This is a genomic window from Streptomyces sp. NPDC093795, from assembly GCF_044764665.1.
Lineage (GTDB): Bacteria > Actinomycetota > Actinomycetes > Streptomycetales > Streptomycetaceae > Streptomyces.
Genome location: NZ_JBIWIO010000005.1, coordinates 274,312 through 300,741 on the forward strand (window position 1 = coordinate 274,312; position 26,430 = coordinate 300,741).

15 protein-coding genes and 1 pseudogene are annotated in these 26,430 nt (G+C 72.1%); 6 read left to right on the top strand and 10 right to left on the bottom strand.

The window, feature by feature from the left end; genetic code table 11:
• Window positions 1-8 precede the first annotated feature (8 nt).
• Complete coding sequence (locus ACIRB7_RS16330; protein WP_403598306.1) at window positions 9-827, bottom strand: ABC transporter ATP-binding protein; 819 nt, start codon at window positions 825-827, stop codon at window positions 9-11.
• 195 nt (window positions 828-1,022) lie between these two features.
• On the opposite strand from ACIRB7_RS16330, the gene ACIRB7_RS16335 reads away from it, so the two are divergent.
• Window positions 1,023-2,222, top strand: a complete 1,200-nt coding sequence (locus tag ACIRB7_RS16335) for a PucR family transcriptional regulator (RefSeq protein ID WP_403598309.1) — start codon at window positions 1,023-1,025, stop codon at window positions 2,220-2,222.
• Window positions 2,223-2,898: 676 nt separating this feature from the next.
• On the opposite strand, the gene ACIRB7_RS16340 is transcribed toward ACIRB7_RS16335, so the two are convergent.
• Entirely contained in the window at window positions 2,899-4,050 is a 1,152-nt protein-coding gene (locus ACIRB7_RS16340; protein WP_403598312.1) for a glycerate kinase, read from the bottom strand.
• Window positions 4,051-4,160: 110 nt separating this feature from the next.
• Between ACIRB7_RS16340 and ACIRB7_RS16345 the strand changes: the two are divergent.
• Window positions 4,161-5,310 (top strand): annotated as a pseudogene (locus ACIRB7_RS16345) (BCCT family transporter).
• A 53-nt stretch (window positions 5,311-5,363) separates the two neighbouring features.
• Here ACIRB7_RS16345 and ACIRB7_RS16350 read toward each other — a convergent pair.
• The 7 genes from ACIRB7_RS16350 to ACIRB7_RS16380 form a co-directional block, all read right to left on the bottom strand.
• Window positions 5,364-5,567, bottom strand: coding sequence for a type II toxin-antitoxin system VapB family antitoxin (locus ACIRB7_RS16350; protein ID WP_351211629.1), 204 nt, complete (start codon window positions 5,565-5,567; stop codon window positions 5,364-5,366).
• A 21-nt stretch (window positions 5,568-5,588) separates the two neighbouring features.
• Window positions 5,589-6,092, bottom strand: a complete 504-nt coding sequence (locus ACIRB7_RS16355) for a methylated-DNA--[protein]-cysteine S-methyltransferase (RefSeq protein ID WP_351211627.1) — start codon at window positions 6,090-6,092, stop codon at window positions 5,589-5,591.
• Between the two features lie 6 nt (window positions 6,093-6,098).
• Window positions 6,099-7,583, bottom strand: a complete 1,485-nt coding sequence (locus tag ACIRB7_RS16360) for an AlkA N-terminal domain-containing protein (protein WP_403598316.1) — start codon at window positions 7,581-7,583, stop codon at window positions 6,099-6,101.
• 75 nt (window positions 7,584-7,658) lie between these two features.
• Window positions 7,659-8,441: a metallophosphoesterase gene (locus ACIRB7_RS16365; RefSeq protein ID WP_403598319.1), complete on the bottom strand. Its 783-nt coding sequence runs from the start codon at window positions 8,439-8,441 to the stop codon at window positions 7,659-7,661.
• 191 nt (window positions 8,442-8,632) lie between these two features.
• Window positions 8,633-9,253: an L-threonylcarbamoyladenylate synthase gene (locus ACIRB7_RS16370; RefSeq protein WP_403598322.1), complete on the bottom strand. Its 621-nt coding sequence runs from the start codon at window positions 9,251-9,253 to the stop codon at window positions 8,633-8,635.
• A 26-nt stretch (window positions 9,254-9,279) separates the two neighbouring features.
• Entirely contained in the window at window positions 9,280-10,692 is a 1,413-nt protein-coding gene (locus tag ACIRB7_RS16375) for a phytoene desaturase family protein (protein ID WP_403598849.1), read from the bottom strand.
• Window positions 10,693-10,763: 71 nt separating this feature from the next.
• Window positions 10,764-11,600, bottom strand: coding sequence for an inositol monophosphatase family protein (locus tag ACIRB7_RS16380; RefSeq protein ID WP_403598325.1), 837 nt, complete (start codon window positions 11,598-11,600; stop codon window positions 10,764-10,766).
• Window positions 11,601-11,880: 280 nt separating this feature from the next.
• Between ACIRB7_RS16380 and ACIRB7_RS16385 the strand changes: the two genes are divergently transcribed.
• The 3 genes from ACIRB7_RS16385 to ACIRB7_RS16395 all read left to right on the top strand — a co-directional run bounded on the left by ACIRB7_RS16385 (window position 11,881) and on the right by ACIRB7_RS16395 (window position 15,120).
• Complete coding sequence (locus tag ACIRB7_RS16385) at window positions 11,881-12,690, top strand: serine protease (RefSeq protein WP_403598327.1); 810 nt, start codon at window positions 11,881-11,883, stop codon at window positions 12,688-12,690.
• 373 nt (window positions 12,691-13,063) lie between these two features.
• Complete coding sequence (locus tag ACIRB7_RS16390; RefSeq protein WP_403598330.1) at window positions 13,064-13,645, top strand: carbonic anhydrase; 582 nt, start codon at window positions 13,064-13,066, stop codon at window positions 13,643-13,645.
• 11 nt (window positions 13,646-13,656) lie between these two features.
• Complete coding sequence (locus ACIRB7_RS16395) at window positions 13,657-15,120, top strand: SulP family inorganic anion transporter (RefSeq protein ID WP_403598333.1); 1,464 nt, start codon at window positions 13,657-13,659, stop codon at window positions 15,118-15,120.
• Window positions 15,121-15,152: 32 nt separating this feature from the next.
• On the opposite strand, the gene ACIRB7_RS16400 is transcribed toward ACIRB7_RS16395, so the two are convergent.
• Window positions 15,153-15,551, bottom strand: a complete 399-nt coding sequence (locus ACIRB7_RS16400) for an NTP pyrophosphohydrolase (protein ID WP_403598335.1) — start codon at window positions 15,549-15,551, stop codon at window positions 15,153-15,155.
• A 343-nt stretch (window positions 15,552-15,894) separates the two neighbouring features.
• On the opposite strand from ACIRB7_RS16400, the gene ACIRB7_RS16405 reads away from it, so the two are divergent.
• Complete coding sequence (locus tag ACIRB7_RS16405; protein ID WP_403598338.1) at window positions 15,895-26,319, top strand: LamG-like jellyroll fold domain-containing protein; 10,425 nt, start codon at window positions 15,895-15,897, stop codon at window positions 26,317-26,319.
• Window positions 26,320-26,430 lie beyond the last annotated feature (111 nt).

Here is a 26,430-nt window from a genome sequence, read left to right on the forward strand (position 1 = left end):
TGGCGGGGTCATCGGGTTTCCTCCCAGCGGGACAGGACCGGGTGCGTGGCGCGGGCGCGGGCCGCGTCGGCGGCGGCGTCCTCGTCGACCACGCCCAGATAGCGGCGGCGTACCTCGTCGGATGCGGCGAGTTCGGCCGCCGGACCGGAGAGGGCGACCTCGCCGACCTCCAGGACGTACGCGCGGGAGGCGAGCCGGAGCGCGAGCGCCGCGTTCTGCTCGACCAGGAGCACCGCCGTGCCCTGGGCGTTGATCTCCCTGATCGCGTCCGCGATCCGGGCGGCCATCAGCGGGGCCAGGCCGAGGGAGGGCTCGTCCAGGAGGAGCAGGCCGGGCGCGGCCATCAGCGCGCGGCCGACGGCCAGCATCTGCTGCTCGCCGCCGGAGAGCAGCCCGGCCTGCTGGCGGGAGCGCTCGGAGAGGACCGGGAACAGCTCGTGGACCCGGCGAAGCGCGGCGGTCTTCTCCGCCCGGTTGCCGCGCCTGCCGAGCGCGCCGGCGCGCAGGTTGTCCTCGACCGTCATCCGGGCGAAGACCTGGCGGCCTTCGGGCACTTGGGAGACGCCGGCCGCGACCACCCGGTCCGGCGGCAGCCCGTCGAGCGGCCGGCCGTCGCGGCTCACCGTGCCGGAGACCACGGCGCCGCCGTGGAACCGCAGGGTGCGCGAGACCGCCCGCAGCAGCGTGGACTTGCCGGCTCCGTTGCCTCCCAGGACGGTGACGACCTCGCCCGCCGGCACGGTCAGCGACACCTGCCGCAACGCGCGCACCGGTCCGTAGCCCGCCGTCAGGTCCGTCACCTCGAGAGCGGGTGCGGTACCTCCCATGGTTCCCCTTTCCCCGGCCGCTTTGTTACTCGGCCGTTCAGTGGCGCTCACCCCAACACCGCGCCCGACCGCGCGTCCACGTTCCGCGGCCGAATCGCTGCCGGTGACCAGCGGGGACGGCGGCGGGCTGTGCATGCGCACAACAGTGCGCGTCAGGGGTGTGCGGAGGGGGCAGGGGCGGTGGATCCTCCCGGCATGGGACGGCGCAGACGGCGGACCGGTGACGACTGGAAGGTGCTCGCTCAGGCGTGCACGGCACTTCTGGAGCGGGTGCCGGAGCTGGTGGACGAGCATCTGAGGGAACTCCACGCCTACGAGCCCGCCTACGGGCGGATCCTTCCGTACGACCAGCACTGGCAGGAGGCGCAGGAGGCGATGCGGATCGGGATCGAGATGATCTCGGCACCGCGGAACTCGCCCCGGCGAGACCTGGAGCACGCGGAGCAGATGGGCCGGCGGCGGGCCGCGCAGGGCATGCCGCTCGAGCTGGTCGTCCACGCGTACCGGCACGCCGGGCATCTGGTCTGGGACGCGCTGATCGAGGGCGCGGGGGCGGACGCGGCGCAGCTGGCGGCGCTGATGCAGTCGGCAACGACGGTGTGGTCGGCGGTGGACGCGCAGGCGGACACGGCGTCGGAGGCGTACCGGTCGACCGAGCTGGAGCTGCGGCGGCGGACCGACGAGCAGCTCCAGGCGCTCCTGGACGCGCTGCTCCAGGGCCAGCGGTCGCCGGAGCTGGTGTCGCGGGCGGCGGCGGGGCTCGACCTGCCGGAGCAGGGGCGGTACGCGGTGGTGGTGCTGCGCTACGACCGGCGGGAGGAGCGGGAGCCGTTCCACCGGCAGGTGCAGGGCGAGGGGGTGCGGTTCCTGTGGCGGATGGGCGCGGACTGCGAGCTGGGGGTGGTGGCGCTAGCCGGGGACACCGGGCTCGACGCGCTGTCGGAACTCCTCGAGGGGCGGTGCCCGGGGCCGGGCGGGATCAGTCCCGTGGTGGTGGGCCTCACGGAGCTGGGCCGGGCGCGGCGGCTCGCGGAACTGGCGCTGCGGACCTGCCCGCCGGGGAGCCGGCAGATCGTGCGGCTTGACCGGCGGATGGCGGGGGCGCTTGTGGTGGGCCAGCCGGAGATGGCGAGCCTGCTGGTCTCGGACGTGCTGGGCGGGCTGCTCGAACTGGACCCGGCGGACCGGGCGGTGCTGCTTGAGACGCTGGACGCGTGGCTGGACTGCGAGGGGTCGGCGGGGCGGGCGGCGGGACGCCTCTACTGCCACCGGAACACGGTCTTCAACCGCCTGCGCCGTCTCGAACAACTGACGTCCCGGTCACTGTCCCGCCCCCGGGACCTGACGGAGATGACCTTGGCCCTGGACGCGTTCCGCCTGACGGCACCGGGCTAGAGGGGGGCTGGGCCCGCACCGGGGGCGGCGCTGCCGGCGCCCGAGGGCGACCGCCTGCGCCGCCCGCGCCGCGCGTTGGGGCCTGCGCCGCATGCGCGGGCCGGGGTTGGGCGCTGGGGCCTGCACCGCATGCACGGGCCGGGGTTGGGCCGCTGGGGCCTGCGCCGCATGCGCGCCCGCCGAGGGCTGGGGCCGCCCTGGGGCCTACGCCACGCCCGCCGTGCCTGCGGCCTGGGGCCTACGCCGCCCTCGCGCCCGCCGAGGGCCGGGGCCGCCCTGGCCCCTACGCCACCCTCGCCATGCCTGCGGCAGCTTCACGCCGCCGGGACCGTCGCCCCCCGTTGTGGGCAATCGTCCCTCCCCCAGACGCCGTCCGGGGGGACCCCCAGGGCGGGACGGGTGGGCACAACGGGACGGCGCCCTTGGCGGCGCCTCCGCCCCCTGCGGTCCGGTGCCCACGAGGACCGTACCCGTGTGCGGGCCGGTGGTCGGCTTGTGCCCACCCGTTCCGCCCCGGCGGAACGCATGCCCACAAACCGGCTGACGGCGGGCGTGCCGCACGCCCGCCCCGGGGCGGCTGCCTGCGGGCCGGCGCACGCCCAGACCGGGGCGGGGAGCCTGCCGGCCCGGCGTGCTTCCGAACCGGCGGGTGCGGGCCGGACGTGGGCGGTGCGTCCTACGACAGGAAGTCCTGGGCGATTGATGACGCCACGTCTTCCAGGAGCGGGCCCGCGTTCGCCATGGACTTCGCCGGGTCCGGTTCCAGCGCCGTGAGCGGGTACGCGCGCCGGATGCCCGCCTTGCCCAGGGCCTCGGGGAGCAGGGCCAGGCGGCCGCAGACCGCGACGACCTCCTTGCCCGCGGCACGCGCCGCCGCGGCGACCCCCGCCGGGGCCTTGCCGTGGAGGGTCTGCTCGTCGAGGGACCCCTCGCCGGTGATGACGAGGGTGGCGCGCTCCAGGGCAGGGGCGAAGCCGAGGACCTCCAGCATCAGCTCGATGCCGGGCCGGAAGCTCGCGCCGAGGATGAGCGCGCCGTAGCCGATGCCCCCCGCGCCCCCCGCGCCGGGCGCGACCGCCGCCTCGGCGGCCTTGGGGCCGATGGCCTTCTCCAGAACGGTGGCGAAGTGGGCGAGGGCCGCGTCCAGGGTGCGGACGTCGTCCGGGGTGGCGCCCTTCTGCGGCCCGTAGACGGCGGGGGCGCCCTTGGGCCCGGTGAGCGGGTTGTCGACATCGCTCGCGAGGATCAGGTCGACGGAGGCGAAGCGGGGGTCGAGTCCCGTGAGGTCGGCCGTGGCCAGGTCGGCGAGGGCCGCGCCACCCGGGCCCACAGGGGCGCCGGACGCGTCGAGGAAACGGGCGCCGAGCGCGGCGAGCATGCCCGCGCCGCCATCCGTGGTGGCGCTGCCGCCGACGCCGAAGACGAGGGTGGTCGCGCCCGCGTCGAGGGCCGCGCGGAGCAGCTCGCCGGAGCCGTACGTCGTCGCGGTCAGCGGGGCGAACACGCCGGACGGGAGGAGCTGGAGGCCGGAGGCCTCGGCCATCTCGACGACCGCGGTGGTGTCGCGCAGCGCGAAGGCGGCGGTGACCGGCTCGCCGAGCGGCCCCGTCACCCGCACCTCGCGGCGCTCGAATCCGGCCGCGACGGCTGCCGCGACGGTGCCGTCGCCGCCGTCCGCGACGGGCAGCGTCTCCACCTGGAGCTCCGGGATGACCCGTCGCAGTCCTGCCGTGACCCGCTCCGCGACCTGTACGGCCGTGAGCGAACCCTTGAACTTGTCAGCCGCCACGAGTACGTGAGCGACCTGAGTTGCTGCCCCGTCCGTCACCTTGCATCCCTTGCTTTCGAACGTGCAGTCGCGCCGAGGCCGACCCTATCCGTACCCCCGGACGGCGTGCCACCCCCGGATAAGACGATATTCCGCACCATAGGGGGCTCGTGAGTACGGAACCGATCGATCAAACGGAGCCGGATCGGTACGCGCCCGATGGCAAGGTCATCGGGATCGGGATCGCGGCCGTCGTCGCGGCGGTCGCCTGGGCGGCGCTCGGCGAGGACTCGTGCGACAGCGCCTCGTCCGCCGCCCTGGAATGGGTTCTGTCCAACTTCACCTGGCTCTTCGTGGTCGCCGCGGACACCTTCCTCGTCCTGTGCGTGGTGATCGCCCTGAGCCGGTTCGGCCGGATCAGGCTGGGCGCGGACGACTCGGAGCCCGAGTTCACGAACCTGGCGTGGATCGCGATGATGTTCAGCGCCGGCATGGGCATCGGTCTGATGTTCTACGGGGTAGGGGAGCCGCTGACGCATTTCCTGAGCCCTCCCCCGGCGAGCGGCGCTCCGGCCGGGACCGGTGCGGCGGCCCGTACCGCCATGGAGTATTCGTTCTTCCACTGAACGCTGACCCCGTGGGCGATCTACGGCATCGCGGGGCTCGCCCTGGCGTACGCGGGCTTCCGGAACGATCCGGGAGTTCCTGATGGGCGTGCTGCTCGTGCCCTCCGGCGCGACGGTGGTGTGGTTCTGCGTGAGGGGCGGTACGGCGATCCGGATGGGGTCCACGGGCGCGGCGGACCTGGCGGCGGCGGTGGGGGACGGCGCGGAGGCCTCGCTGTTCGCGATGCTGGAGGCGCTGCCGATCGGCACGGTCACGTCGGTCCTGGCGATGCTCCTGGTGATGACGTACTTCATCACCAGCGCGGACTCGGCCTCGCTCGTGATGGGTTCGCTGACGAGCCGCGGCTCGCTCCATCCGCCGACCTGGCTCGTGGTCACCTGGGGCGTCCTGATGGCCGCCGTGGCGGCGGTGCTCCTCGTCGTGGGCGGTCTGAACTCGCTCCAGACGGCGACGATCCTGGTGGCGCTGCCGTTCGTGGTGGTGATGCTGGCGCTGTGCTGGGCGCTCCTGAAGGACCTGCGGGAGGATCCGGGGGCGGGTCCGGTCCGGCACCACGCGCTGCACGGCCTCGGGGACGCGGTACGGGCCCTGGTCGGCGAGGCGATCAGCGAGCAGGGCGGTTCCCGCCACCACAGGCTGCGCCGGCTGGCGAAGGGGCGCGGTGACGCGGAGCCGCCGGGGGACGAACGCTGACAGGCCCGGGCCGCTGGTGGTGGTGTTCCACCCGGGCCCGGGAACCCGGCCGGTCAGCCCTGCGGGGGCTCCGGTGGGACCAGCTCACCGGTGCGCCCTGCCTCGTCCCGGCTGACGGCTCGCGCCTCGGTGCGGTGTCCGCGGGCGATGTAGTCCCGTACCACCGCCTCGACGGCGTCCTGGGGGTTGCCCACACCGGCCAGGACCATGACTTCCACGACGAGTTCGGCGTCGAGCGCGATATTCACCTTGGCCATGGCGGGAACCTAACACCTCACTCAGAAGAGGCCCACCGGTTCCGCCGCACCCGACTCGAAGGCGAGCAGCCGCTGCTTGCGGTCGAGCCCGCCGCCGTATCCGGTGAGGCTGCCGCCGGCGCCGATCACCCGGTGGCAGGGGACGATGATGCTGACGGGGTTCTTGCCGTTGGCGAGGCCCACCGCCCGGGAGGCGCCGGCGTTGCCCAGCTCCTCGGCGAGTTCGCCGTACGTCCGGGTCTCCCCGTACGGGATACGGAGCAGCTGCTCCCAGACCCGCATCTGGAACGGGGTGCCGGTCATGCTCAACGGCAGGTCGAACTCGGTGAGTTCGTTGGCGAAGTAGGCGTCGAGCTGGCGGATCGCCTCGCCGAACGGGCGCGGGTCGGGCTCGCCGAACGTCTCCTCCGGCGGGCGGTGGCGCTGTCCCGTCATATAGAGGCGGCTGAGGACGCCGTCGACGGCGACGAGGGTCAGCGGCTCGTACGGGCTGTCCACGACGGTGTGCCGGACGGTGGGGGCCATGGCGGTTCAGTTTCCTTCGCTGGGCAGGTAGTTGATCGGGTGGTCGTCGGTCGCCCAAAGGTACTGGACGGCGTAGGCGCGCCAGGGGCGCCAGTGGGCCGCGCGGACGGTCAACGCGGCCGGGGTGCCCGGCAGTCCGAGTCCCACGGCGGCGCGACGGACGCCGAGGTCTCCGGGAAGGAAGGCATCGGGATCGCCGAGCGCCCGCATGGCGATGATCTCGGTGGTCCAGGGGCCGAATCCGGGCAGGGCGAGCAGCCGGGCGCGGGCGTCCTCGCGGTCGTCGGCGGGGCCGAGGGTGAGCGAGCCGTCGGCGAGGGCCCCGGCCAGGGTGAGGAGGGTGGTGCGGCGGCTGCGGGGCAGGGCGAGAGCTTCGGGGTCGAGGGCGGCGAGCGCCTCGGGGCCCGGGAAGAGGTGGGTGAGGCCGCCTTCGGGGTCGTCGACGGGTGTGCCGTACGCGGTGACGAGCCGGGCCGCGTGGGTGCGGGCGGCGGCGGTGGACACCTGCTGGCCGAGGACGGCCCGTACCGCGAACTCGGCGGGGTCGACGGTCCCTGGCACCCGGCGGCCGGGTGCCTTGTCGACGATCGGCGCGAGCAGCGGGTCGGCGCGGAGCCGTTCGTCGACGGCGACGGGGTCGGCGTCGAGGTCGAGGAGGCGGCGGCAGCGGCTGATCGCGTGGGTGAGGTCGCGGGGGTCGGTCAGGGAGAGGCGGCAGGCGATGTGGTCGGCGCGCGGGGCGAGGGCGACGATGCCGTGTCCGTACGGCAGGGTCAGCGTCCGCCGGTAGGCGCCGTCGCGCCACTCCTCCACGCCGGGGACGGCGGTCGCGGCGAGGTGGCCGAAGAGGTTGGAGGGTTCCAGGGGGGCGCGGAAGGGGAGCCGGAGGCTGATCACCCCGGGGGTGGGGGTCCGGTCGGGGGCGGGCCGGGCGGCGCGGGCGCGGAGCTCGCCGGGGGTGAGGGCGAAGACCTCGCGGACGGTGTCGTTGAAGGTGCGGATGGAGGAGAATCCGGCCGCGAAGGCGATCTCGCCCATGGGCATCGGGGTCGTCTCGATGAGGACCCGGGCGGTCTGGGCGCGCTGGGCGCGGGCGAGGGCGAGGGGTCCGGCGCCCAGTTCGGCGAGGAGCTGGCGTTCGATCTGACGGGTGGACCAGCCGAGCCGGCGGGCGAGCCCGGGGACGCCCTCCCGGTCGACGATCCCGTCCTGGATGAGCCGCACGGCACGGGCGACGGCGTCGGCGCGGACGTTCCACTCGGGCGAGCCGGGGCTGGTGTCGGGCCGACACCGCTTGCAGGCCCGGAAGCCGGCGCGCTGGCAGGAGGCGGCGCTGGCGTGGAACTCCATGTTCTCGGGCTTGGGCGGGACGACCGGGCAGCTGGGTCGGCAGTAGATCCGGGTGGTGCGGACGGCGGTGAAGAACACGCCGTCGAAGCGGGCGTCCTTCGACTGGACGGCCCGCACGCAGCGCTCGGTGTCGGTGTGCATGGTTCAAGGATCGGGGATGGACGGCGCTCGGGCTGGCGAGAAAACGACATGATCGTCCGCTGCCGGGTCCTCGCCTCAGGCGGTGACCGTCCGATAGTGGGTGGTCAGCCTGCCGTCCTCGCCGAGGATGTGGAAGGCGAGGGCGGGCGGCGGATCGAGGTGGACGTGCGGGCTGTCCGGGCCCGGGTTCTCCCAGGGCAGCCGGAGGGTGGAGACGACACCGGGGGCGACGAGCAGCGGGCGTCCGGCGAAGGTCGTGGCGGCGGCCGTGTGCGCGTGGCCGGCGAGGAAGGCCGTGAGGTGGGGGTGGCGGTCGGCGAGCGCGGCGAGCCGCTCCTCGCCGAACTGCCGGATCTCGTCCACGTACGGGGTGTGCAGCGGTACCGGCGGGTGGTGGAAGGCGACCAGGACGGGCACCTCGTGCGGGGTCCCGGCGAGGACGCCGTCGAGCCAGTCCAGGGTCTCGTCCTCCAGGAGGCCCTGGTGCTCGCCGGGGACGGACGAGTCGCAGACGGCGATGACGAAGCCCTCGCCCCGGAGTACCTGGTTGACGGGGGCGTACGGGCGCGCACCGGCCTCCGCGGCCTCCCCGGCCTTCGCGTGGAGCAGGCCCTTCCGGAAGGCGGCGCGGTCGTCGTGGTTGCCGGGGCAGACGAGCAGCGGGTGACGGGAGCTCAGGAGCCGCCGCGCCTCCGCGTACTCGTCGTGGGTGCCGTGGTCGGCGATGTCCCCGGTGACGAGCACGGCCGCCAGGTCGTACGGCAGCTCCTCCAGGTACCGCAGGACGGCGCGGGTGCGGTCGGTGGCGCGCTGCTCGCCGTCGATGTGGATGTCGCTGACATGGGCGATGACGATCATGCGGCCGGGTCCTCCGTGGTGATCGCGAACGGGCGTCACCCGACCGTACGACTCCCCCGGCCGGCGGGGAAAGGGCCGCCTCGGGACCGGTGGACCCTCCCCCAAGGCCGGTTGACCTTCCCCCGGGGCCCGGCGGGCCTCCCGGGGACGGTGGACCTCTCCCCGGGGCCGGTGGGACGGCCTCCCGCCCCCTACTCGAAGCGGGTGGTGTCCCCCGCCCCGCGGCGCAGGATCTCGGGCTCCCCGCTGGAGAAGTCGACGACCGTGGTGGGTTCGGTCCCGCAGTCGCCGGAGTCGAGCACGGCGTCCACCTGGTGGTCGAGCCGCTCCTTGATCTCCCAGCCCTGGGTGAGCGGCTCCGCCTCGTCGGGCAGGAGCAGGGTGCTGGAGAGCAGCGGTTCGCCGAGTTCGGCGAGGAGGGCCTGCGTGACGACGTGGTCGGGGATGCGGACGCCGACGGTCTTCTTCTTGGGGTGGAGCAGCTGCCGAGGCACCTCCTTCGTCGCCGGCAGGATGAAGGTGTACGCGCCGGGGGTCGCCGCCTTGACCGCGCGGAAGACGTCGTTGTCGATGTGCACGAGCTGGCCCAGCTGGGCGAAGTTCTGGCACATGAGCGTGAAGTGGTGCCGGTCGTCGAGGTCGCGGATCGTCCGGATGCGGGTGATGCCGTCGCGGCTGCCGAGACGGCTGCCGAGCGCGTAGCAGGAGTCGGTCGGGTACGCGATGAGCGCCCCGTTCCGGATGGAGTCGGCCACCGCACCGATGGTGCGCGGCTGGGGGTTGTCGGGGTGCACGTCGAAGTACTTCGCCATGGGGTCAGTCTATTTTCGCGACGGACCTATTCTCGCAACCGGCGCCATACCGCCTTCGCCGCGTTGTGGCCGGACATGCCGTGCACGCCGGGGCCGGGCGGGGTGGCGGCGGAGCAGAGGAAGATCGCCGGGTGCGGGGTGGCGTAGGGGCGGAGCGAGAGGGTGGGGCGCAGCAGGAGCTGGAGGCCGCGGGCGGCGCCGCAGGCGATGTCGCCGCCGACGTAGTTGGCGTTGTGGGCGGCGAGTTCGGCCGGGCCCGCGGTGGCGCGGGCGAGGACTCGGTCGCGGAAGCCCGGGGCGAAGCGCTCGATCTGACGCTCGATGGCTTCGGTGAGGTCGCCTCGCCAGCCGTTCGGCACGTGCCCGTACGCCCAGAACACGTGCTTGCCGTCGGGGGCGCGGGACGGGTCGACGAGGCTGGGCTGGGCGGTGATGAGGAAGGGGGCGTCGGGGGCGGTGCCGGAGGAGGCCTGGCGCAGGGCGGTGCCGATCTCTCCGGCGGAGGGGCCGATCTGGACGGTGCCGGCGCGGCGGGGTTCCTCGGCGGTCCACGGCACGGGCCCGTCCAGGGCGTAGTCGATCTTGAAGACGCTCGCGCCGTACCGGTAGTGGTCGAAGTGACCGCCGAAACCGGCGATCCTCGCGAGGGCCGTGGGCGAGGTGTCGAAGACGTAGGCGCGGGCGGGTGGCAGGTCGTCGAGGCGCTTGACCTCGAAGTCGGTGTGGACGGCGCCCCCGAGGTCCTTGAGGTACGCGGTGAGGGCGTCGGAGATCGACTGGGAGCCGCCCCGGGGAAGGGGCCAGCCGCCGGCGTGGGCGGCGAGCGCGAAGACCAGGCCGACGGCGCCGGTGGCGAAGCCGCCGAGCGGGGCCATGACGTGGCCGACGAGGCCTGCGAAGAGCCCGCGGGCCTTCTCGTCCTGGAAGCGGCGCATCAGCCAGGTGGAGGGCGGCAGTCCGGCGAGACCGAAGCGGGCGAGGGTGACCGGGTCGCGGGGCAGCGCGGTGAGCGGCAGCTGCATGAAGTCCCGGGCGAGGGTGTCCCACTTGTCGCGGAAGGGTGCGACGAGCCTGCGGTACGCCCCCGCGTCGCGCGGGCCGAAGGAGGCGGCGGTCTCGGCGACGGAGCGGGCGAGGACGGCGGCGGTGCCGTCGTCCCAGGGGTGGGCCATGGGCAGTTCGGGGTGGAGCCAGTGGAGCCCGTACCGCTCCAGTGGCATGGTCTTGAAGACCGGTGATCCGGCACCGAGGGGGTGGACCGCGGAGCAGGGGTCGTGCCGGAAGCCCGGGAGGGTGAGCTCCTCGGTCCTGGCGCCGCCGCCGACGGTGGGTCTGGCCTCGAAGACGGCCACGGAGAGGCCGCGGCGGGCCAGTTCGACGGCCGCGGTCAGTCCGTTGGGCCCCGCGCCCACGACGACGGCATCGAGCATCGACGTCACCTTCGACACCTTGGACTCCTTCGTCAGCCGATGGCCTGGGGCCTCAGGATATTCCTGTGGCCCGACGGGTCTTAACGACCCCTCAGGAGGGTCAGGACACGGTCGGCGGTGGCCGTGTCCCTGGCCGCGGTGAACGGCAGCGCGTTCCCTCCGGTGATACGGAACGGTTCCCCGGCGACGGTCATGTGCGCGCCGCCCGCCTCGGTCACCAGCAGCAGTCCGGCCGCGTGGTCCCAGGCGTACTCCCAGGAGAATGCGGTGGCGTCGAGCGCGCCGCGTGCCACGGCCAGGTACTCGAGTCCGGCGGAGCCACAGGGGCGGGGGGCGACGCCTTCGGTGGCCAGGCCGAGCAGGGCGCGCTTCTGGTCCGGTGTGGTGTAGTCGGGGTGCGAGGCCGCGACCTGGAGCACCGCGCCGGGCGCGGGGGAACCGGCGTGCAGAGGCTGCCCGTTGAGGGTGGCACCCCTGCCCCGTACGGCGACGGCGAACTCGTCGAGGGCGGGCGCGAAGGTCCAGGAGGCGAGCAGCTCGCCGTGCCGCGCGAGGGCGACGAGGGTGCAGAAATTGGGGTCGCCGTGCACGAACTGGCGGGTGCCGTCGACGGGGTCGACGATCCAGACGGGGGCGTCGCCGCGCAGCGCCTCGTAGACCGTGGGGTCGGCGTGCACGGCCTCCTCACCGACGACCACCGAGCCGGGCAGCAGGGCGGTCAGGGAGGCGGCGAGATGGGCCTCGGCGGCCCGGTCGGCGACGGTGACCAGGTCGTGCGGCCCGTTCTTCTCGACGATGTCGTGGGCGGCGAGCTGCCGGAAACGCGGCATGATCTCGACGGCGGCCGCCTTGCGGACCGCCTCCTCCACCTCGGACGTACGGCCGCCGAGGACGTGCTCGATGAAGTCTTCCGTCATGCCCTCCAGCTAAGCACGCGGCGCTGACAACCGGACCACCGCACTTGTCACCCGTCGTTTCCCCGGAGAGTGCCCTTTGGCCGGGTTCACCCCTTACGTACGGACAGGGCTCCTGAGCAGCCCGTACGCCCGCGCGGTGGCGGACACCTGTCCGGCCCCGTGATCAAGTGACCTGACCCGGCCCGCGTCGTTGATGCCCACGCGGGCCGGGACGGACGTGCGGAAACGTCTCCGCACCACGGACGGCCGGGAACCACGGCGTCGACGGTGCGGAGATCAAGTGGGACGGGCGAGGCAGGCCATGGCGGCGGTCGTGGGCGCGGTGCTGGCGGTGTGCCCGCTCGGCGTGGCGCCGCCCGCGCGGGCGGTCGTCGGTGGACAGGAGGCGCGGCCCCACCAGTACCCCTTCATGGCGGGACTCGTGGACACGGTCGAGCGCCGGGTGATGTGCGGCGGCGCGCTGATCGGCGACCGGTACGTCCTCACCGCCGCGCACTGTCTGACCGGCTCCTACAGCAGCCCCGCACGCGTGGGCGTGCTCCTCGGCGACCACGACCTCACGACCGGGGCCGACAGCCCGCACGCGGTCCTGGTGACGCCCGACCGGTTCCTCCCGCACCCGGAGTACGACCCGGAGACCCAGCGGAACGACATCGCTCTCGTCCGGCTCTCCGAGCCGGTCGCCCTCAGCCGTGACGTCCGTCCGGTCGGCCTGCCCACCTCGTACGCCCACGGATCGCCCGACGGCACCCAGGTCGAGGTCCCGGGCTGGGGCACCACCTCGTTCGGCGGGCCCTCTTCCGACGTCCTGCGGACCGTGGCCCTGCGCACCATGAGCAACCCGGCCTGCGCGAGCCGGGGCATGGAGCAGGTCACCCCCACCCAGATCTGCACCTACAGCCCCGGCCGTGACACCTGCCAGTTCGACTCCGGCGGCCCCCTGGTCCGCACGGTCGCGGGGCGCCCGCACGTCGTCGGCCTGGTGTCCTACGGCAGGGAGTGCGCCACCGACACGCCCGCCGTGAACACCCGCGTCGGTTCCTACCTCGGCTGGATCGAGCGGACGACCGGCCGGCTCCCCCGCTCCTGACGGGGGCGGTGCGGTCCGGGGCACCGCAGCGGCGACCAGCACGCCGTATACACCACCGTCGCGCACCGTTCAAGGGTCGATCCGCGTCAACAATCCGAGGGTTTTCGGGCTCACTTCCAGCCGTAACGTTCAGTTAACTCCGCGCACAGCTCTGCCGAGTTATCGTCGACCTTGACCGGTTGTTGACCAACTGTTGGGGCTCTCTAGACCTTGCGAATGTCTGGAGGAAGGCAGCGGACGTCATACGCATCGAGCTGCCCCCTCCGGCGTCCAGGCGTCCCCCTGTTGATCAGCAGAGCAGCCCCACCGCCCCACGCACCTGCCCTGCACACCCGACGCGCCCCCACGACGCGCCAGGAGGAGTCACCACACCATGCAACCCCTCATCGACAACGCCCGCACGTTCGGACAGCGCCCTGAGGAGTTCGCCAGACTGGCCGAAGGCCAGTCCCCCGAGGTCCTGTTCATCACCTGCGCCGACTCCCGGGTCGTACCCGCCCTGATCACCGGCGCCAAGCCCGGCCAGCTGTTCGAGCTGCGTACGGCCGGCAACATCGTCCCGCCGTACGGCTCCGGCATCCCGACCGGCGAGGCCGCCACCATCGAGTACGCCGTGGAGGTCCTCGGCGTCCAGCACATCGTGGTCTGCGGCCACTCGCACTGCGGCGCCGTCGGCGCGGTGGTGCGGGGCGACGACCTCGACGCCGTCCCCGCGGTGCGCGACTGGCTCGCGCACGCCGCGGAGGAGCCCGCGTGCGCGGACCCGGCCGATCCGACGGTCGCGGAGGCCGTACGGCATCACGTCCTGACGCAGCTGCTGCGGCTGCGTTCCTACCCCTGCGTCGACAAGCGGCTGGCGTCGGGGCGGCTGAGCCTGCACGGCTGGTACTACGAGGTGCACACCGGAGCCGTACGCGAACACCGCGCGGACACCGACACCTTCGAAGCCCTGTGAGGGCGCCCGCCATGACCAAATTCCCTTACTTACGACAGGACTTCGCCGCCTCACTCGTCGTGTTCCTCGTCGCCCTCCCCCTCTGCGTGGGTGTCGCCGTCGCCTCCGGTGTCCCGGCCGAACTCGGACTCGTCACCGGCATCGTGGGTGGCATCGTCACGGGTCTCCTGCGCGGCAGCAGCCTGCAGGTGTCCGGCCCCGCGGCCGGACTGACCGTGCTGGTCTTCGAGGCCGTCAGCGAGTTCGGACTTCCCGTGCTCGGTGTGATCGTGCTGGCCGCGGGGCTGCTCCAGCTCGTCATGGGCGCCCTGAAGCTGGGGCGTTGGTTCCGCGCGATCTCCGTCGCCGTCGTCGAGGGCATGCTGGCCGGAATCGGTCTGGTGATCATTGCCGGTCAGCTGTATGCGGCGGCCGGCCTGAAGGCTCCCGTCTCCGGCATCGACAAGATCCTGGGGCTGCCCGGGGCCACCGTCGACGCGCTCGGCAGTACCGCGGCACTGGCCTCGCTCGCGGTCGGCGCGGGCACCATCGCCGTGATGGTGGGGTGGAAGAAGCTGCCGAAGAAGGCCCAGACGGTGCCGGGCGCCCTCGCCGCGGTGATCCTGGCGACGGTGGCGGCCCCGGCGTTCGGCCTGCCGGTGGCCACCGTCGAGGTGAACGGCCTGCTCGGCTCCGTCCAACTGCCCGGCGCCGACGCCCTCGGCGCGCTGGCGGACCCGGCCGTCCTGGGCACGATCCTCGCGTTCACCCTGATCGCCTCCGCCGAGAGCCTGTTCAGCGCGGCCGCGGTGGACCGGCTGCACGACGGCCCCCGCACCGAGTACGACAAGGAGCTCATGGCGCAGGGCGCGGGCAACGCGGTCTGCGGCGTGCTCGGGGCCCTGCCGATGACCGCGGTCATCGTGCGCAGCTCCGCCAACGTGGCGGCGGGCGCCAGGACCAAGGCGTCCCGGGTCCTGCACGGCGTGTGGCTGCTGCTGTTCGCGGCGCTGCTGCCCTGGGCGCTGGCCCTGATCCCGCTGCCCGCGCTCGCCGGCATCCTGGTCCACGCGGGCTGGAAGCTGATCCCCTTCCGCGGGGTCGTATCGCTGTGGCGGGGGCACCGGGGCGAGGCGCTGATCCTGGTGGTCACGGCCGTGGCGATCGTCACGGTGAACATGTTCGAGGGCGTGCTGATCGGTCTCGCCCTGTCCGTGGTCAAGACCGCCTGGGAGACGTCGCACGTCAGGCTTGAGGTCATCGACAAGGGCGCGGGCCCGATCCAGGCCTACCTGTCGGGCAACGCGACCTTCCTGCGGCTGCCGAAGATACTGGACAGCCTGGAGGCGCTCCCCCAGGACCGCCCGGTGGAACTCGACCTGTCCGGCCTGCACCACCTCGACCACGCCTGCCGCACGGCCCTGGAGACCTGGGCCGAACGACACAGTGCCACCGGCACGGAACCGGTGAAGGTCACGTCCCTCGGGCTCGCCTGACTCCGGCGGGGTGGCCCATCGCGGGAGGGGCTTCAGGCGGGCGTCTCGGGGAGACTGCGCGGGCCCGTGCAGCGGGCGCCCGTCTCCTCCACCCGTCGGCGCAGTTCGCGGTCGGCCGTGACCACCAGGCACGGCCGGCCCTTCGCGTCCCGGGCCAGTTCGGCGATCAGGTCGTCGCCGCTGCCGGGGGCCTCGTCGACCCGCACGCCGGGAACGGAGGAGACTCCCCGGGCGCGACCCTCGACGACCAGGACAATCTCGTACGGGCCCGGGTAGGGGCCGTCGGCCGGGCCCCCGGTCGCGGCGAGCCGGTCGCGCAACCGCTCGGCGGCCCCCCGCCGGTCGCGCCACCAGCCGTCCGGCACCGATCCCACGACGTTGGCCGCGTCGACGACCAGCAGGGGACGCAGCGGCGGTTCTTCAGGGCTCATGAACCCAGGATGTCAGCCCGGCCCTTCGGACGCTTCCGTCCGGCGCCGGCGAAACCATGGAAGGTTCCCGCCCGCGGCGTGATGTCACACACTCCGATGGCGCCGATGGCGGGCCGGTTTGTCCGTTGATCACTCACCAAAGGTGTCTATAGCCACCCGCCTCCGGCGCGGAGGCAGAAGGGGCCACGTCTGGGCGGATCTTGTGCGCAAGGAGTGAAAGTGGATAGGACAACCCCACTGATCGTCTATGTGGGGGATTTCCGTGCGCACAGCGCGACCACTGGTACTCCTGGTGGCATTTGTCATGGCCGTTCTGGCAGGTACAGAACAGGCCGCATTCGCGATGGACAGAGGGTTCGTCGCACAGACCGGCTACGGAGCCGGTGAATTGCCCGCACAGGGCTGGGGATCGGCGCACGGGCGGGGCCACGGCGCCCCCGGCGACGCCACGGACGCGGCGGCGGGAGGCGGACGCAGCGGCGCGCTGAAGGCCCCGGGCGAGCTCCCGCCGGACGGCGGCGGCACCGCGCCGCCGCGCCTGGGCCAGGCACCCAAGCCGCCGGCCAGGACGCCGTTCGTGAAGGTCCAGGCACCCAAGGTGGCGGCGCCGAAGGGCTTCGTCCCGAAGGCCAGCACCGAGGTGCCCGCTCAGCGCACCGAGCGCGGCCGCACCTTCGCCAACCCCGACGGCACCTTCACGACCCGTTTCTACAACGAGCCCGTCAACTTCCGCGGAGACGACGGCAAGTGGACGGGCATCGACACCCGACTGGCCAAGAGCTCCGACCCGGCGCCTGCCTCGGCCCCCGCAGGCTCGGCATGGCAGCCCCGGTCCACCGAGGACGCCATGGCCCTGGGCGAGTACGCCGATGCCGCGCCGCTCGTGCGCCTCTCCGTGTCCGAGACCGCATCGCTCGGATACGCGATCGAAGGCGCCTCCCACAGCCGCGGCACGGTCTCCGGAAGCGTGATCACCTACCGCGACGTCCGCCCCGCCTCGGACGTGGAACTCATCGCGGGCAGCAACTCCGTCAAGGAGACACTCGTCCTCAAGGACCGCTCGGCCCCTACCGAGTGGCGCTTCCCCCTTGCCCTGAACGGCCTGACCGCGCAGCTCGACGGTCACGGCGGCGTGGTCTTCACCGACCCCGCGGGCCGGCAGCAGGCCCGCATGCCGGCCGGGTGGATGGAGGACTCCCGACACCAGGAGAACGCCTCGGAGGGCGTCATCTCCGCGGGGGTCACCTACCGTCTCGAGAACCTCTCCGGACGGCAGACGCTCGTCGTCTCCCTCGACCGGGAGTGGCTCGCCGCCCCGGAGCGGGTCTTCCCCGTGAAGGTCGACCCGTCCGTGAACGGCGTGGGCGCGACCTCGGGCACGTACGTCGAGTCGCCGTACAACACCAACTTCTCCAGTGCCAACGTCCTCAAGGTCGGCACGTACGACGGCGGTGGCCACAAGGCCGCGAGCTTCCTGCGCTTCGACGGCCTCAACACGGGCAGTCTGAAGAACGCCTGGGTCATCAGCGCCAACCTGGCGCTCTACAACTCCTGGTCGGGCTCCTGCACGGCCCGCCCGGTGACCGTGCACCAGATCACCTCGAACTGGTCGGAGGCAAGCACCTCCGTGTACCCCGGTCCCTCGACCGGTCCGGCCCTCGGGTCGAAGAGCTTCGCCCACGGCTGGCGGCCCACCGGGACCGAGACGTGGTCCTGCTCCCCCGCGTGGGAGACCATTCCCCTCGGCTCGTCCGGCCGCGCGCTGGTCGACGACTGGACGCACGGCCGCACGCCGAACTACGGCCTCGCGGTCAAGGCCGCCACGGACGACTCGAAGAGCTGGAAGCAGTTCCACTCCGACGACTACGCCGGCGGTGTCCCGAGCCTCGACGTGTCCTGGACGAAGTACGGCGCGAGCTACCAGCTCGGCAACTTCGTCGCCCCCATCACCGCGACCTCCGAGGGCATCTTCAAGGTCACGGTCACCAACCGGGGTCAGCAGACCTGGGCCAAGGGCAGCAACTTCAAGCTGCGCTACGACCTGTACGACGGCAACGGCAACCAGGTCGGCGGTGACTACTGGAGCAAGATCCGCTGGACCGACATGCCCCACGATGTCGCGCCGGGCGCCACGGTGACGCTCGACGCCAGGATCGCCCCGCTCGCACCCGGCACCTACTCCATCGCCTGGACGATGGACGAGTTCGGGGTGAACTCCTTCGCCTCGCAGGGCGTGCCCGCCGCGGCCATGAGGGTGGAAGCGGCCAACGCCGTGCCCTACATCACCGGGGCGAGCCCTCCGAGCGGAACGCTCGTCGACTCCCTCACCCCCGTCCTGTGGGCATCAGCGTCCGACCACGACAAGTACCCCAGCGGCCTGACGTATCAGTTCGAGGTGTGCGAGGTCGAGGGCAAGGACACCCGGAAGAACTGCCGGGGCAACACGCACGCCGCCTCACAGAGCTGGACCGTGCCGTCCGGCTGGCTGAGCTGGGCCAAGACGTATGCCTGGTACGCGTACGCCAACGACGGCAAGGACCAGTCGGCCCGTACCGCACCCTCCATCCTGACCACGTGGGTACCGCAGCCCGTCATCACCTCCCACCTGGGAGGGGCCGAGAACGGGCGCAGCTTCGGCGAGCGGTCCGGCAACTACGTCACCGCCGCCACGGACGCCACCGTGCCCACGGTCGGCCCGGAGCTGGCGGTCACCCGCACGTACAACTCGCAGGACCCGCGCACGACCACCGCCTTCGGAGCCGGCTGGGCCACCCGCTGGGACATGCGGGCCACGTCCGAGCCCGACGGCAGCGTCGTGATCACCCTCGCGGCCGGCAACCAGGTCCGCTACGGCAGGAACAGCGACAACTCGTACAGCGCGCCGTCCGGCTCGATGGGCGTGCTGACCGCCGTCACGGGCGGCGGCTGGACGCTGCGCGACGCCGGCGCCACGCTGTACACCTTCGACGCGACCGGTCTGCTGACCAACGTCAAGGACGGCCACGACCGCGAGCAGCAGCTCACCTACACGGGCGGCAGGCTCACCAAGGCGACCGACGTCCAGTCCAGGCGGACGCTGACGTTCACCTGGAGCGGCGCGCACGTCGCGTCCGTCTCCACGGACGCCGTCGGCCCGTCCGCGCCGGCTCTCGTCTGGTCCTACACCTACACCGGCGACCTGCTCACGAAGGTCTGCCCGCCGTCGTCCACGACCGCGTGCACGGTGTACGCGTACACCGCCGGCTCCCAGTACCGGAGCATGGTGCAGGACGCCAACCCGGTCGCCTACTGGCGGCTCGGCGAGACCGAGGGCGAGGCCGCGCGGAGCGAGGCCGTCTCCCGCACGGGCATGAACGCCGGGCGCTACCGCGACGTGGGCCTCGGTCACGCCGGAGCCCTGGTGGGCACGGACAACAAGGCGGCGTCCTTCAACGGCACGAACTCCTACGTGGAGCTGCCCGAGTCGACGCTCGCGGCCTCCACCGTGCTGTCCGTGGAGCTGTGGTTCAAGACGGACAAGCCGAACGGGGTTCTCGTCGGCTTCCAGGACGACCCGCTGGGTCCCACCCACCCCAACGTGTACAACCCCGTGCTGTTCGTCGACTCTGCGGGCAAGCTGCGCGGTGCCTTCGAGAAGGCTGACGGGGGTCTCGTCCCGATGAGCTCCCCGGGCGTCGTCACCGACAACGCCTGGCACCACGCCGTGATCACCAGCACCGGCACCGGCCAGACGCTGTACCTCGACGGCAAGGCCGTCGGAACCCTCGCAGGCCCCGTCAGCCACTCCGTCAAGACGTACACGTACCTCGGCGGCGGCTTCACCGACCACACCTGGGACGGCGCCGGCACCTACGGCACGCGCCACTACCAGGGGCTGATGGACGAGGTCGCGGTCTACCACCGCGCCCTCGACGCCGGCTCCGTCCGCGCCCATCACCAGGCCCGCGGCGGTGCGTCGAAGCTGTCCCGGGTGACCCTGCCCTCGGGCCGGGTCGGCGGCAAGGCCGAGTACGACAACGGCACCGAGCGCGTCGTCAAGGCCACCGACGAGAACGGCGGCACCTGGCAGGTCTCCTCCCCGCGCTACGCGTCCGGTTCCCAGGTCTACGCGGACGCCGTGCACACCGCGGGCCCGGTCAACTACTGGCGTCTGGGCGACAGCAGCGGCGCGGCGGCGGCGGACGAGATATCCGACGGCGGCAACGGTTCCTACCGCGACGGCGTCACGCTCGGTGGGGTGGGCACCTTCCTCGACGGCGACGACGGCGCGGTCACCCTCGACGGGTCCAAGGGCGTCATCTCCGTACCGGCGGAGTCCATCAGCACCGCCACCTCGCTCTCCGTGGAGCTGTGGTTCAAGACGGACAAGCCCAGCGGTGTCCTGCTCGGTCTGCAGAACGCGGAAATCGGCAGCACCCCCACGATGTGGAACGCGAGCCTGCTCGTCGACGGTGAGGGCAAGCTGCGCGGCCACCTGTGGGACGGTCCGTCCGCGGGCTGGCCGGTCATGGGCGGCGTCAAGGTCACCGACAACAGGTGGCACCACGTCGTGATCACCGGCGGCCCGACCGGGCAGTCGCTGTACCTCGACGGCTCGAAGATCGGTTCCAAGTCCGGTGCGGTCAAGCCGGAGACCCTGGACCACGCCTACCTGGGCGCCGGCTACTCCAGCGAAGCCTGGGACGGGCAGCCGCGCGCGACCCGCTACTTCAACGGCCGGCTCGACGAGGCGGCGTTCTACGCGAAGGAACTGACCGCCCAGGACGTCACGGAACACTTCACGGCCCGCAACAAGGCCATGAGCGGCACGGGCGACCAGTACAGGGGCGTCGTCACCGCGGCGAACCCGGCCGGTTACTGGCGCCTGGACGAGACCTCCGGCACCAAGGTCAACAGCAGGGTCGCCGCCCTCGACGGCACCGGCACCTACACCAAGGCCACCCTGGGCGTCACCGGCGCCTTCGACACCGGCGACGGCACGGCCGCGCGGTTCGACGGCGACGGCTACGCGGAGGTCCCGGGCGTCGGCATCGGCAGCGCGGATGTCTCCGCGAGCCTCTGGTTCCGCACCGACAAGGCCGGCGTCATGCTCGCCAACCAGTCGGCGCCGATGGCGGGTGCCACCGAGCCCTCCGGCAACTGGGCGCCGATCCTCTACGTCGGCACCGACGGCAAGCTCCACGGCGAGTACTTCTCCGGGACGGGCGCCTCGAACGCCTCACCCGGCACGGTGACCGACAACCAGTGGCACCACGCGGCCGTCACGGTCAAGGGTGATGTCCAGACGCTGTATCTGGACGGCGCCCAGGTGGCGACGCGGTCCGGTGCGCCCGTCAACCACGAGAGCAGCAACCGCACCTACATCGGTGCGGGCTTCGCGAAGAGCTGGCCCGCCGCCCCGGCACACGTCAGCTACTTCACCGGAGCGCTCGACGAGGTCGCGGTCTACCGCCGCGGCCTGAGCGCCGACGAGGTCGCCGACCAGTACGCGGCGCGCGTCACCTCCGCGTCCTCCTCGCTCACCTCGACGGTCACGGTCACCGACCCCACCGGCGCGACCACGTCCAGCACGTTCGACGCGGTCCGGGGCCAGCGCCGTACCGCCTCGACGGACGCGGACGGCGGTGTCACCACGTACGCGTACGACACCGGCGGCTTCCTGCACACGGTCACCGACCCCAACGGCCACGCGACCATCACCGGTCACGACGAGCGCGGCAACACCGTCTCGACCACGACCTGCCGGGACGCCGACTCCTGCTGGACCTCCTTCGCGGAATACCACCACAACGCGTCCGACCCGCTGGATCCGCGCAACGGAAGGCAGCTCTCCACCCGCGACGGCCGCTCCACCGGCCCGGACGACAACCGCTACCGCACGACCACGACGTACACGCCGCTCGGCCTGACCGACACGATCACGCTGGCGGACGGCCGCACCATCTCCACCACGTACACCAACGGCACCGAGGCCGCGGTCGCCGGAGGCAGCACCCCGGCCGGCCTGGTCGCCACCAAGAAGAGCACCGGCGGAGCCACGACCTCGTACGCCTACTTCGCGAGCGGCGACCTGGCCAGGACCACCGAGCCCTCCGGTCTGGTGACGACGTACACCTACGACGGCATCGGCCGGAAGCTGACCGAGACCCAGGTCTCCGACGCCACCCCGGGCGGCGCGACGACCTCGTACACGTACAACGCGATGTCACGCGTCTCGTCGGAGTCGGGCCCCGGCGTCAGGAACGAGATCACCGGAGTCACGCACACCGCGAGGATCTCCCGCACCTACGACGCGGACGGGCGCCTGCTCACCGAGTCCGCGGAGGACACCACCGGCGGCGACGCCACCCGCACCACCACCTACCGCTACAACGCCCTCGGCCTGGCCGAGAGCACCACTGACCCGGCGGGCAACGAGACGGTCTTCGGACACGACGCGCTGGGCCGGGTGGTCCGCGAGACGGACGCCGCGGGCACCGTCGTCACGCACGCGTTCACCAAGCGCGGGCAGCCGGCCGAGTCGGTGCTGAAGGACTGGACGGGCGACCCGTCCGGCCAGACCCGTGACCTGGTCCTGGTCTCCCACGCGTACGACCCGGCGGGCCGGCTGGCCTCGACGACGGACGCGATGGGCGCGACGACCGCCTTCACGTACTACGACGACGGCCTCCAGGCCACGGCGACGGCGAAGCAGGTCACCCAGGCGAACGGCTCCAAGAAGGACATCCTCCTCGACTCGACGGTGTACGACGGCGCCGGTAACGCGGTCACCCGGACCGTGAGCGGCAGCCGCACCACGGTCCACACGGTCGACGCCACCGGACGGGTCACCCGCTCGGTCTTCGACCCGAACGGCCTCAACCGGGTGACCACCTTCGCCTACAACGGCGACGACCAGGTCACCGAGGAGAGCCGGTCCATCGACGCGGCCGGGAAGAAGCTGACCTCGTCCACCGAGTACGACGGGGCGGGCAACCCGAAGAAGACCACGGTCACCGACGGCACCGGCAGCCGGACGTCCTCGGCCACCTTCGACCAACGGGGTATGCCGGTCACGGAGGTCAGCCCGCGGGGCAACACCTCCACCCACCGCTACGACGTCCTCGGCCGGCTGGTCGAGACCACGGCTCCGCAGGTGCAGGCGGAGGAGAACGGCGGCGCGGCCGCGGCCGTCACCCCGACGTCCCTCGTCGGCTTCAACACCTTCGGCGAGATCACGGAGGCGCGTGACGCCCGGGGCCTGGTGACCCGTACGGAGACCGACACGTCGGGCCGCCCGACGGCGGTCACGCTGCCCGGCTACACGGCCCCTGGCACCACGACGCCGATCACGGCCGTGACACGCATGACGTACGACAAGCTCGGCAACCCCGCCTCCACCACCGACCCGCTCGGACGTGCGACGTACTTCGCGTACGACCAGCTGGGCCACCTGGTCCGCAGGACGGACCCGGCTCTCGGCGGCGGACAGGGCCTCCAGGCTCCGGGCGCCACCACGTTCAGCGGCACCTCCACGGACCTGTCCGGCGGCGGTGTCTCCACCTACACCTGGACCCCCACCGGTCTTCCGCTCTCCGCGACCGACCCGACCGGGGCCCGTACCGAGTCCACCTACGACGAACTGGGCCGCAGGCTCACCGACACGACGGTCGAACGCAGGCCCACGCTCCAGAACCTCGTCACCCGCTACACCTGGGACGACGCGGGCAACCAGACCGGGTCCACCACGCCCGGCGGCCGCCGCACCACGGCGACCTACAGCACCGCCGGTGAGGTGCTGACCGCCACGGACCCGATGGGTGGCATCACCCGTGCCGCCTACGACGGTCTCGGACGTCAGACCGAGAGCAAGGACGCGACCGGCCGCAGGACGGTCACGGCGTACGACGTCCTCGGCAAGCCGACGACCGTGTCGGACTACGGAACCGGAACGACGGTCCTGCGGACGGTCTCGTCCGAGTACGACAACGACGGAAACGTCACTGCATCGGTCTCCGCGACCGGCGCCCGACGTACCTACACCTACGACGCCCTCGGCCGGATGACCAAGCAGGTCGAACCGGTCACGGGCAGCGACTCCATCACGACGACCTTCGGCCACGACGCGGCGGGCAACCGCACCCGGCTGACCGACGGCCGTGGAAAGGCCACGTACTACACCTTCAACGCGTGGGGCCTCCAGGAATCCACCATCGAACCCAGCACCACGCTGCACCCGGCCCTGAACAACCGCACCTGGACGAACGTCTACGACGCGGGCGGCCGGCTCGTCACCGAACTGCTCCCGGGCAACGTCAAGCGGCAGAAGACGTACGACGCGCTGGACCGGCTCACGGCCGAGACCGGCTCCGGCACCGCCGTGGCCACCCGCCCGCGCTCGCTCTCCTACGACCTCGCCGGCCGTCTGACCGGCGTCGGCGGTGACGGAGTCCTCGCGGGCAACACGTACACCTACAACGACCGCGGCCAACTGCTCTCCAGCGAGGGCCCGGGCGGCCGGTCCGGGTACGTGTACGACGCGGACGGTCAGCTGACCTCCCGTACGGACGCGGCGGGCACGACGGCCTTCACCTACGACCTGGCCGGACGCCTCGACACCACGACCGACCCCCTCACCGGCACCCAGGTGCGCAACGACTACGACGCGGCCGGGCGACCGACCGTCGACGAGTACGCACGCCCCGCGGCCGGCGGCACGTACACGATCGGTTCGAGGCGCTCGTACACGTACGACGCTCTGGGCCGGCTCGCGGACGACAGCGTCAGGCAGACCGGCACGGGCACCGGAGTCCAGGGCCTCGCCTACGAGTACGACCTCGCCGACCGGCTGGTCAAGAAGACCACGACCGGCATCGCCGGGGCGGGCGCGCGGACGTACGCCTACGACCTCGCCGGCCGCATGACCTCCGAGACCAGCGGGAGCACCACCACCGCCTACGAATGGGACAAGGCCGGCAACCTGACCAAGAAGGGGGACATCTCCGGCACGTACGACTCCCGCAACCGCCTCCAGAGCTGGGGCACGCAGACCTTCGACTACTCCGCGCGCGGCACGGTCAAGGCCGTCACCGACTCCAACGGCCCTGCCCGCACGATCAGTTCGGATGCCTTCGAGCGTACGGTCAACAACGGCACGAGCACCTTCACGTACGACTCGCTCGACCGGATCATGACCCACAACGGAAGCGACTTCAGCTACGACGGCGGCTCCAACAACCTGGTCAAGGACGGGACGTCCACCTACAGCCGCACCCCCGACGGACCGCTGCTCGCCAGCGCCACCACCGGGACCGCGGACTCGTCCCGGCTCGCCGTCACCGACGGCCACACGGACCTGGTCGCCAGCCTGTCCGCGGACGGCACGTCGGTCACCTCGTCCCGCGCGTACGACGCCTCCGGCAAGGTGACCGCGAGCAGCGGCACCGCCCCGTCGGTCGGCTACCAATCCGGCTGGACGGACTCGTCCACGGGCGAGGTCAACATGGCCGCGCGCTGGTACCAGCCCGGCACCGGCGGCTTCACCGGCCGCGACACGTGGCAGCTCCACCCGGACCCGTCGGTGCAGGCCAACCGCTACACGTACGCCAACGCGAGCCCGATGAACGGGATCGACCCGTCCGGTCACCGGGTCGAGATGGGAGGCGGCAGCGGCTCGATGGGCACCATGATCCCGTACCGCACCTGGTCGCCGCCGAGGCCGACCCAGACCGCCGATTCGATGCGTTCCCAGCTCGCCCGCTACCTGAAGCTGGAGACCAGGTACAACAGGTCCAAGGGGCAGGAGGAGTACTACTCCTCCTCCAGGAGTTCGAGCAGCCCGGGTTCCTCCACCAACACCTCGCCCTTCCGGGGCTACCGGAACTGCGACAAGTACTGGTACCACACCGACTGCGGGGGCAGGGGATCGCGCGGCGACTACCGGACCCCGACCCGCGGCGAGATCGGCACGGCCGCCAGCGGGTCACGGGGCCGCGGCAACGGCGGTCCCGGCGGTCTCGGCCACGGCGGTGGTGGCGGTCACGGCGGTGGCAGCGGGGGGAGCAGCTCGCTCGTCAACACCCTGAAGGTCATCAACCAGAACCCCAACAACCCGGCCCCCGCTCGGCGTCCGGAGTTCGACTGGGGCACCGGCGACAGCCAGTGGAAGATCGACGTCGGCTACATGAAGCAATTCTCCAAGGAAGACTTCCAGGAGATGATGCAGACCTTCGGGTTCACCCCCGCGGAAGCCGCCGCGATGTACAACAGCCCCGATGCCCAGGTGAGCGCGCCCAACGGAGGCAAGAATCCTTGCGACCGTGACAGGTCCGAGCGCTTCCGCTACATGCCGCTCGTCGACGACGCGCCCACGGGTGTCGCCGCTCTCATCTGCCCGGACGACCTCAAGAAGAAGGACCGGGGCAACCGGAAGGGGACCTGGGAACCGCCGGGCTGGAAGTCCGAGAAGATTCCGGGCACCAAGAAGTACCGCTACAACAGGTCGCACATCCTCGGCGACAGGTTCCACGGGGACTGGATCAAGGAGAACATCTTCACCGGTCATACGCAGATGAACACTCCGGACATGAGGAAGTGCGAGAACCGGATGGCGACGGTTCTCGACAAGACCAACGGCGGGGGAAACCCGGTCCTCTACTTCGGTAAACTGGAGTACGGGAACGGGCGGAGAGAGATCCCCACGGCGATCAACATGGACGCGTTCACGCAGAAGGGCCGACTCTTCTCCGTGAAAATAGCCAACATACCGACCCCGCAGGTGACCTGTTGAACCTCGACGATCTCGAACGAGCCATTCCGAATCTGAGTCCCCTCAGGGCGAGGGAGCCGAGGCGGATCGCATGGGATGAGCTCTGCGGCGACCTGGGAACGACGCTGCCCG

Coding starts and splice junctions, on each gene's coding strand:
- ACIRB7_RS16330 (WP_403598306.1), bottom strand. CDS start 827: ATGGGAGGTACCGCACCCGCTCTCGAGGTGACGGACCTGACGGCGGGC.
- ACIRB7_RS16335 (WP_403598309.1), top strand. CDS start 1,023: ATGGGACGGCGCAGACGGCGGACCGGTGACGACTGGAAGGTGCTCGCT.
- ACIRB7_RS16350 (WP_351211629.1), bottom strand. CDS start 5,567: ATGGCCAAGGTGAATATCGCGCTCGACGCCGAACTCGTCGTGGAAGTC.
- ACIRB7_RS16355 (WP_351211627.1), bottom strand. CDS start 6,092: ATGGCCCCCACCGTCCGGCACACCGTCGTGGACAGCCCGTACGAGCCG.
- ACIRB7_RS16360 (WP_403598316.1), bottom strand. CDS start 7,583: ATGCACACCGACACCGAGCGCTGCGTGCGGGCCGTCCAGTCGAAGGAC.
- ACIRB7_RS16365 (WP_403598319.1), bottom strand. CDS start 8,441: ATGATCGTCATCGCCCATGTCAGCGACATCCACATCGACGGCGAGCAG.
- ACIRB7_RS16370 (WP_403598322.1), bottom strand. CDS start 9,253: ATGGCGAAGTACTTCGACGTGCACCCCGACAACCCCCAGCCGCGCACC.
- ACIRB7_RS16380 (WP_403598325.1), bottom strand. CDS start 11,600: ATGACGGAAGACTTCATCGAGCACGTCCTCGGCGGCCGTACGTCCGAG.
- ACIRB7_RS16390 (WP_403598330.1), top strand. CDS start 13,064: ATGCAACCCCTCATCGACAACGCCCGCACGTTCGGACAGCGCCCTGAG.
- ACIRB7_RS16395 (WP_403598333.1), top strand. CDS start 13,657: ATGACCAAATTCCCTTACTTACGACAGGACTTCGCCGCCTCACTCGTC.
- ACIRB7_RS16400 (WP_403598335.1), bottom strand. CDS start 15,551: ATGAGCCCTGAAGAACCGCCGCTGCGTCCCCTGCTGGTCGTCGACGCG.
- ACIRB7_RS16405 (WP_403598338.1), top strand. CDS start 15,895: ATGGACAGAGGGTTCGTCGCACAGACCGGCTACGGAGCCGGTGAATTG.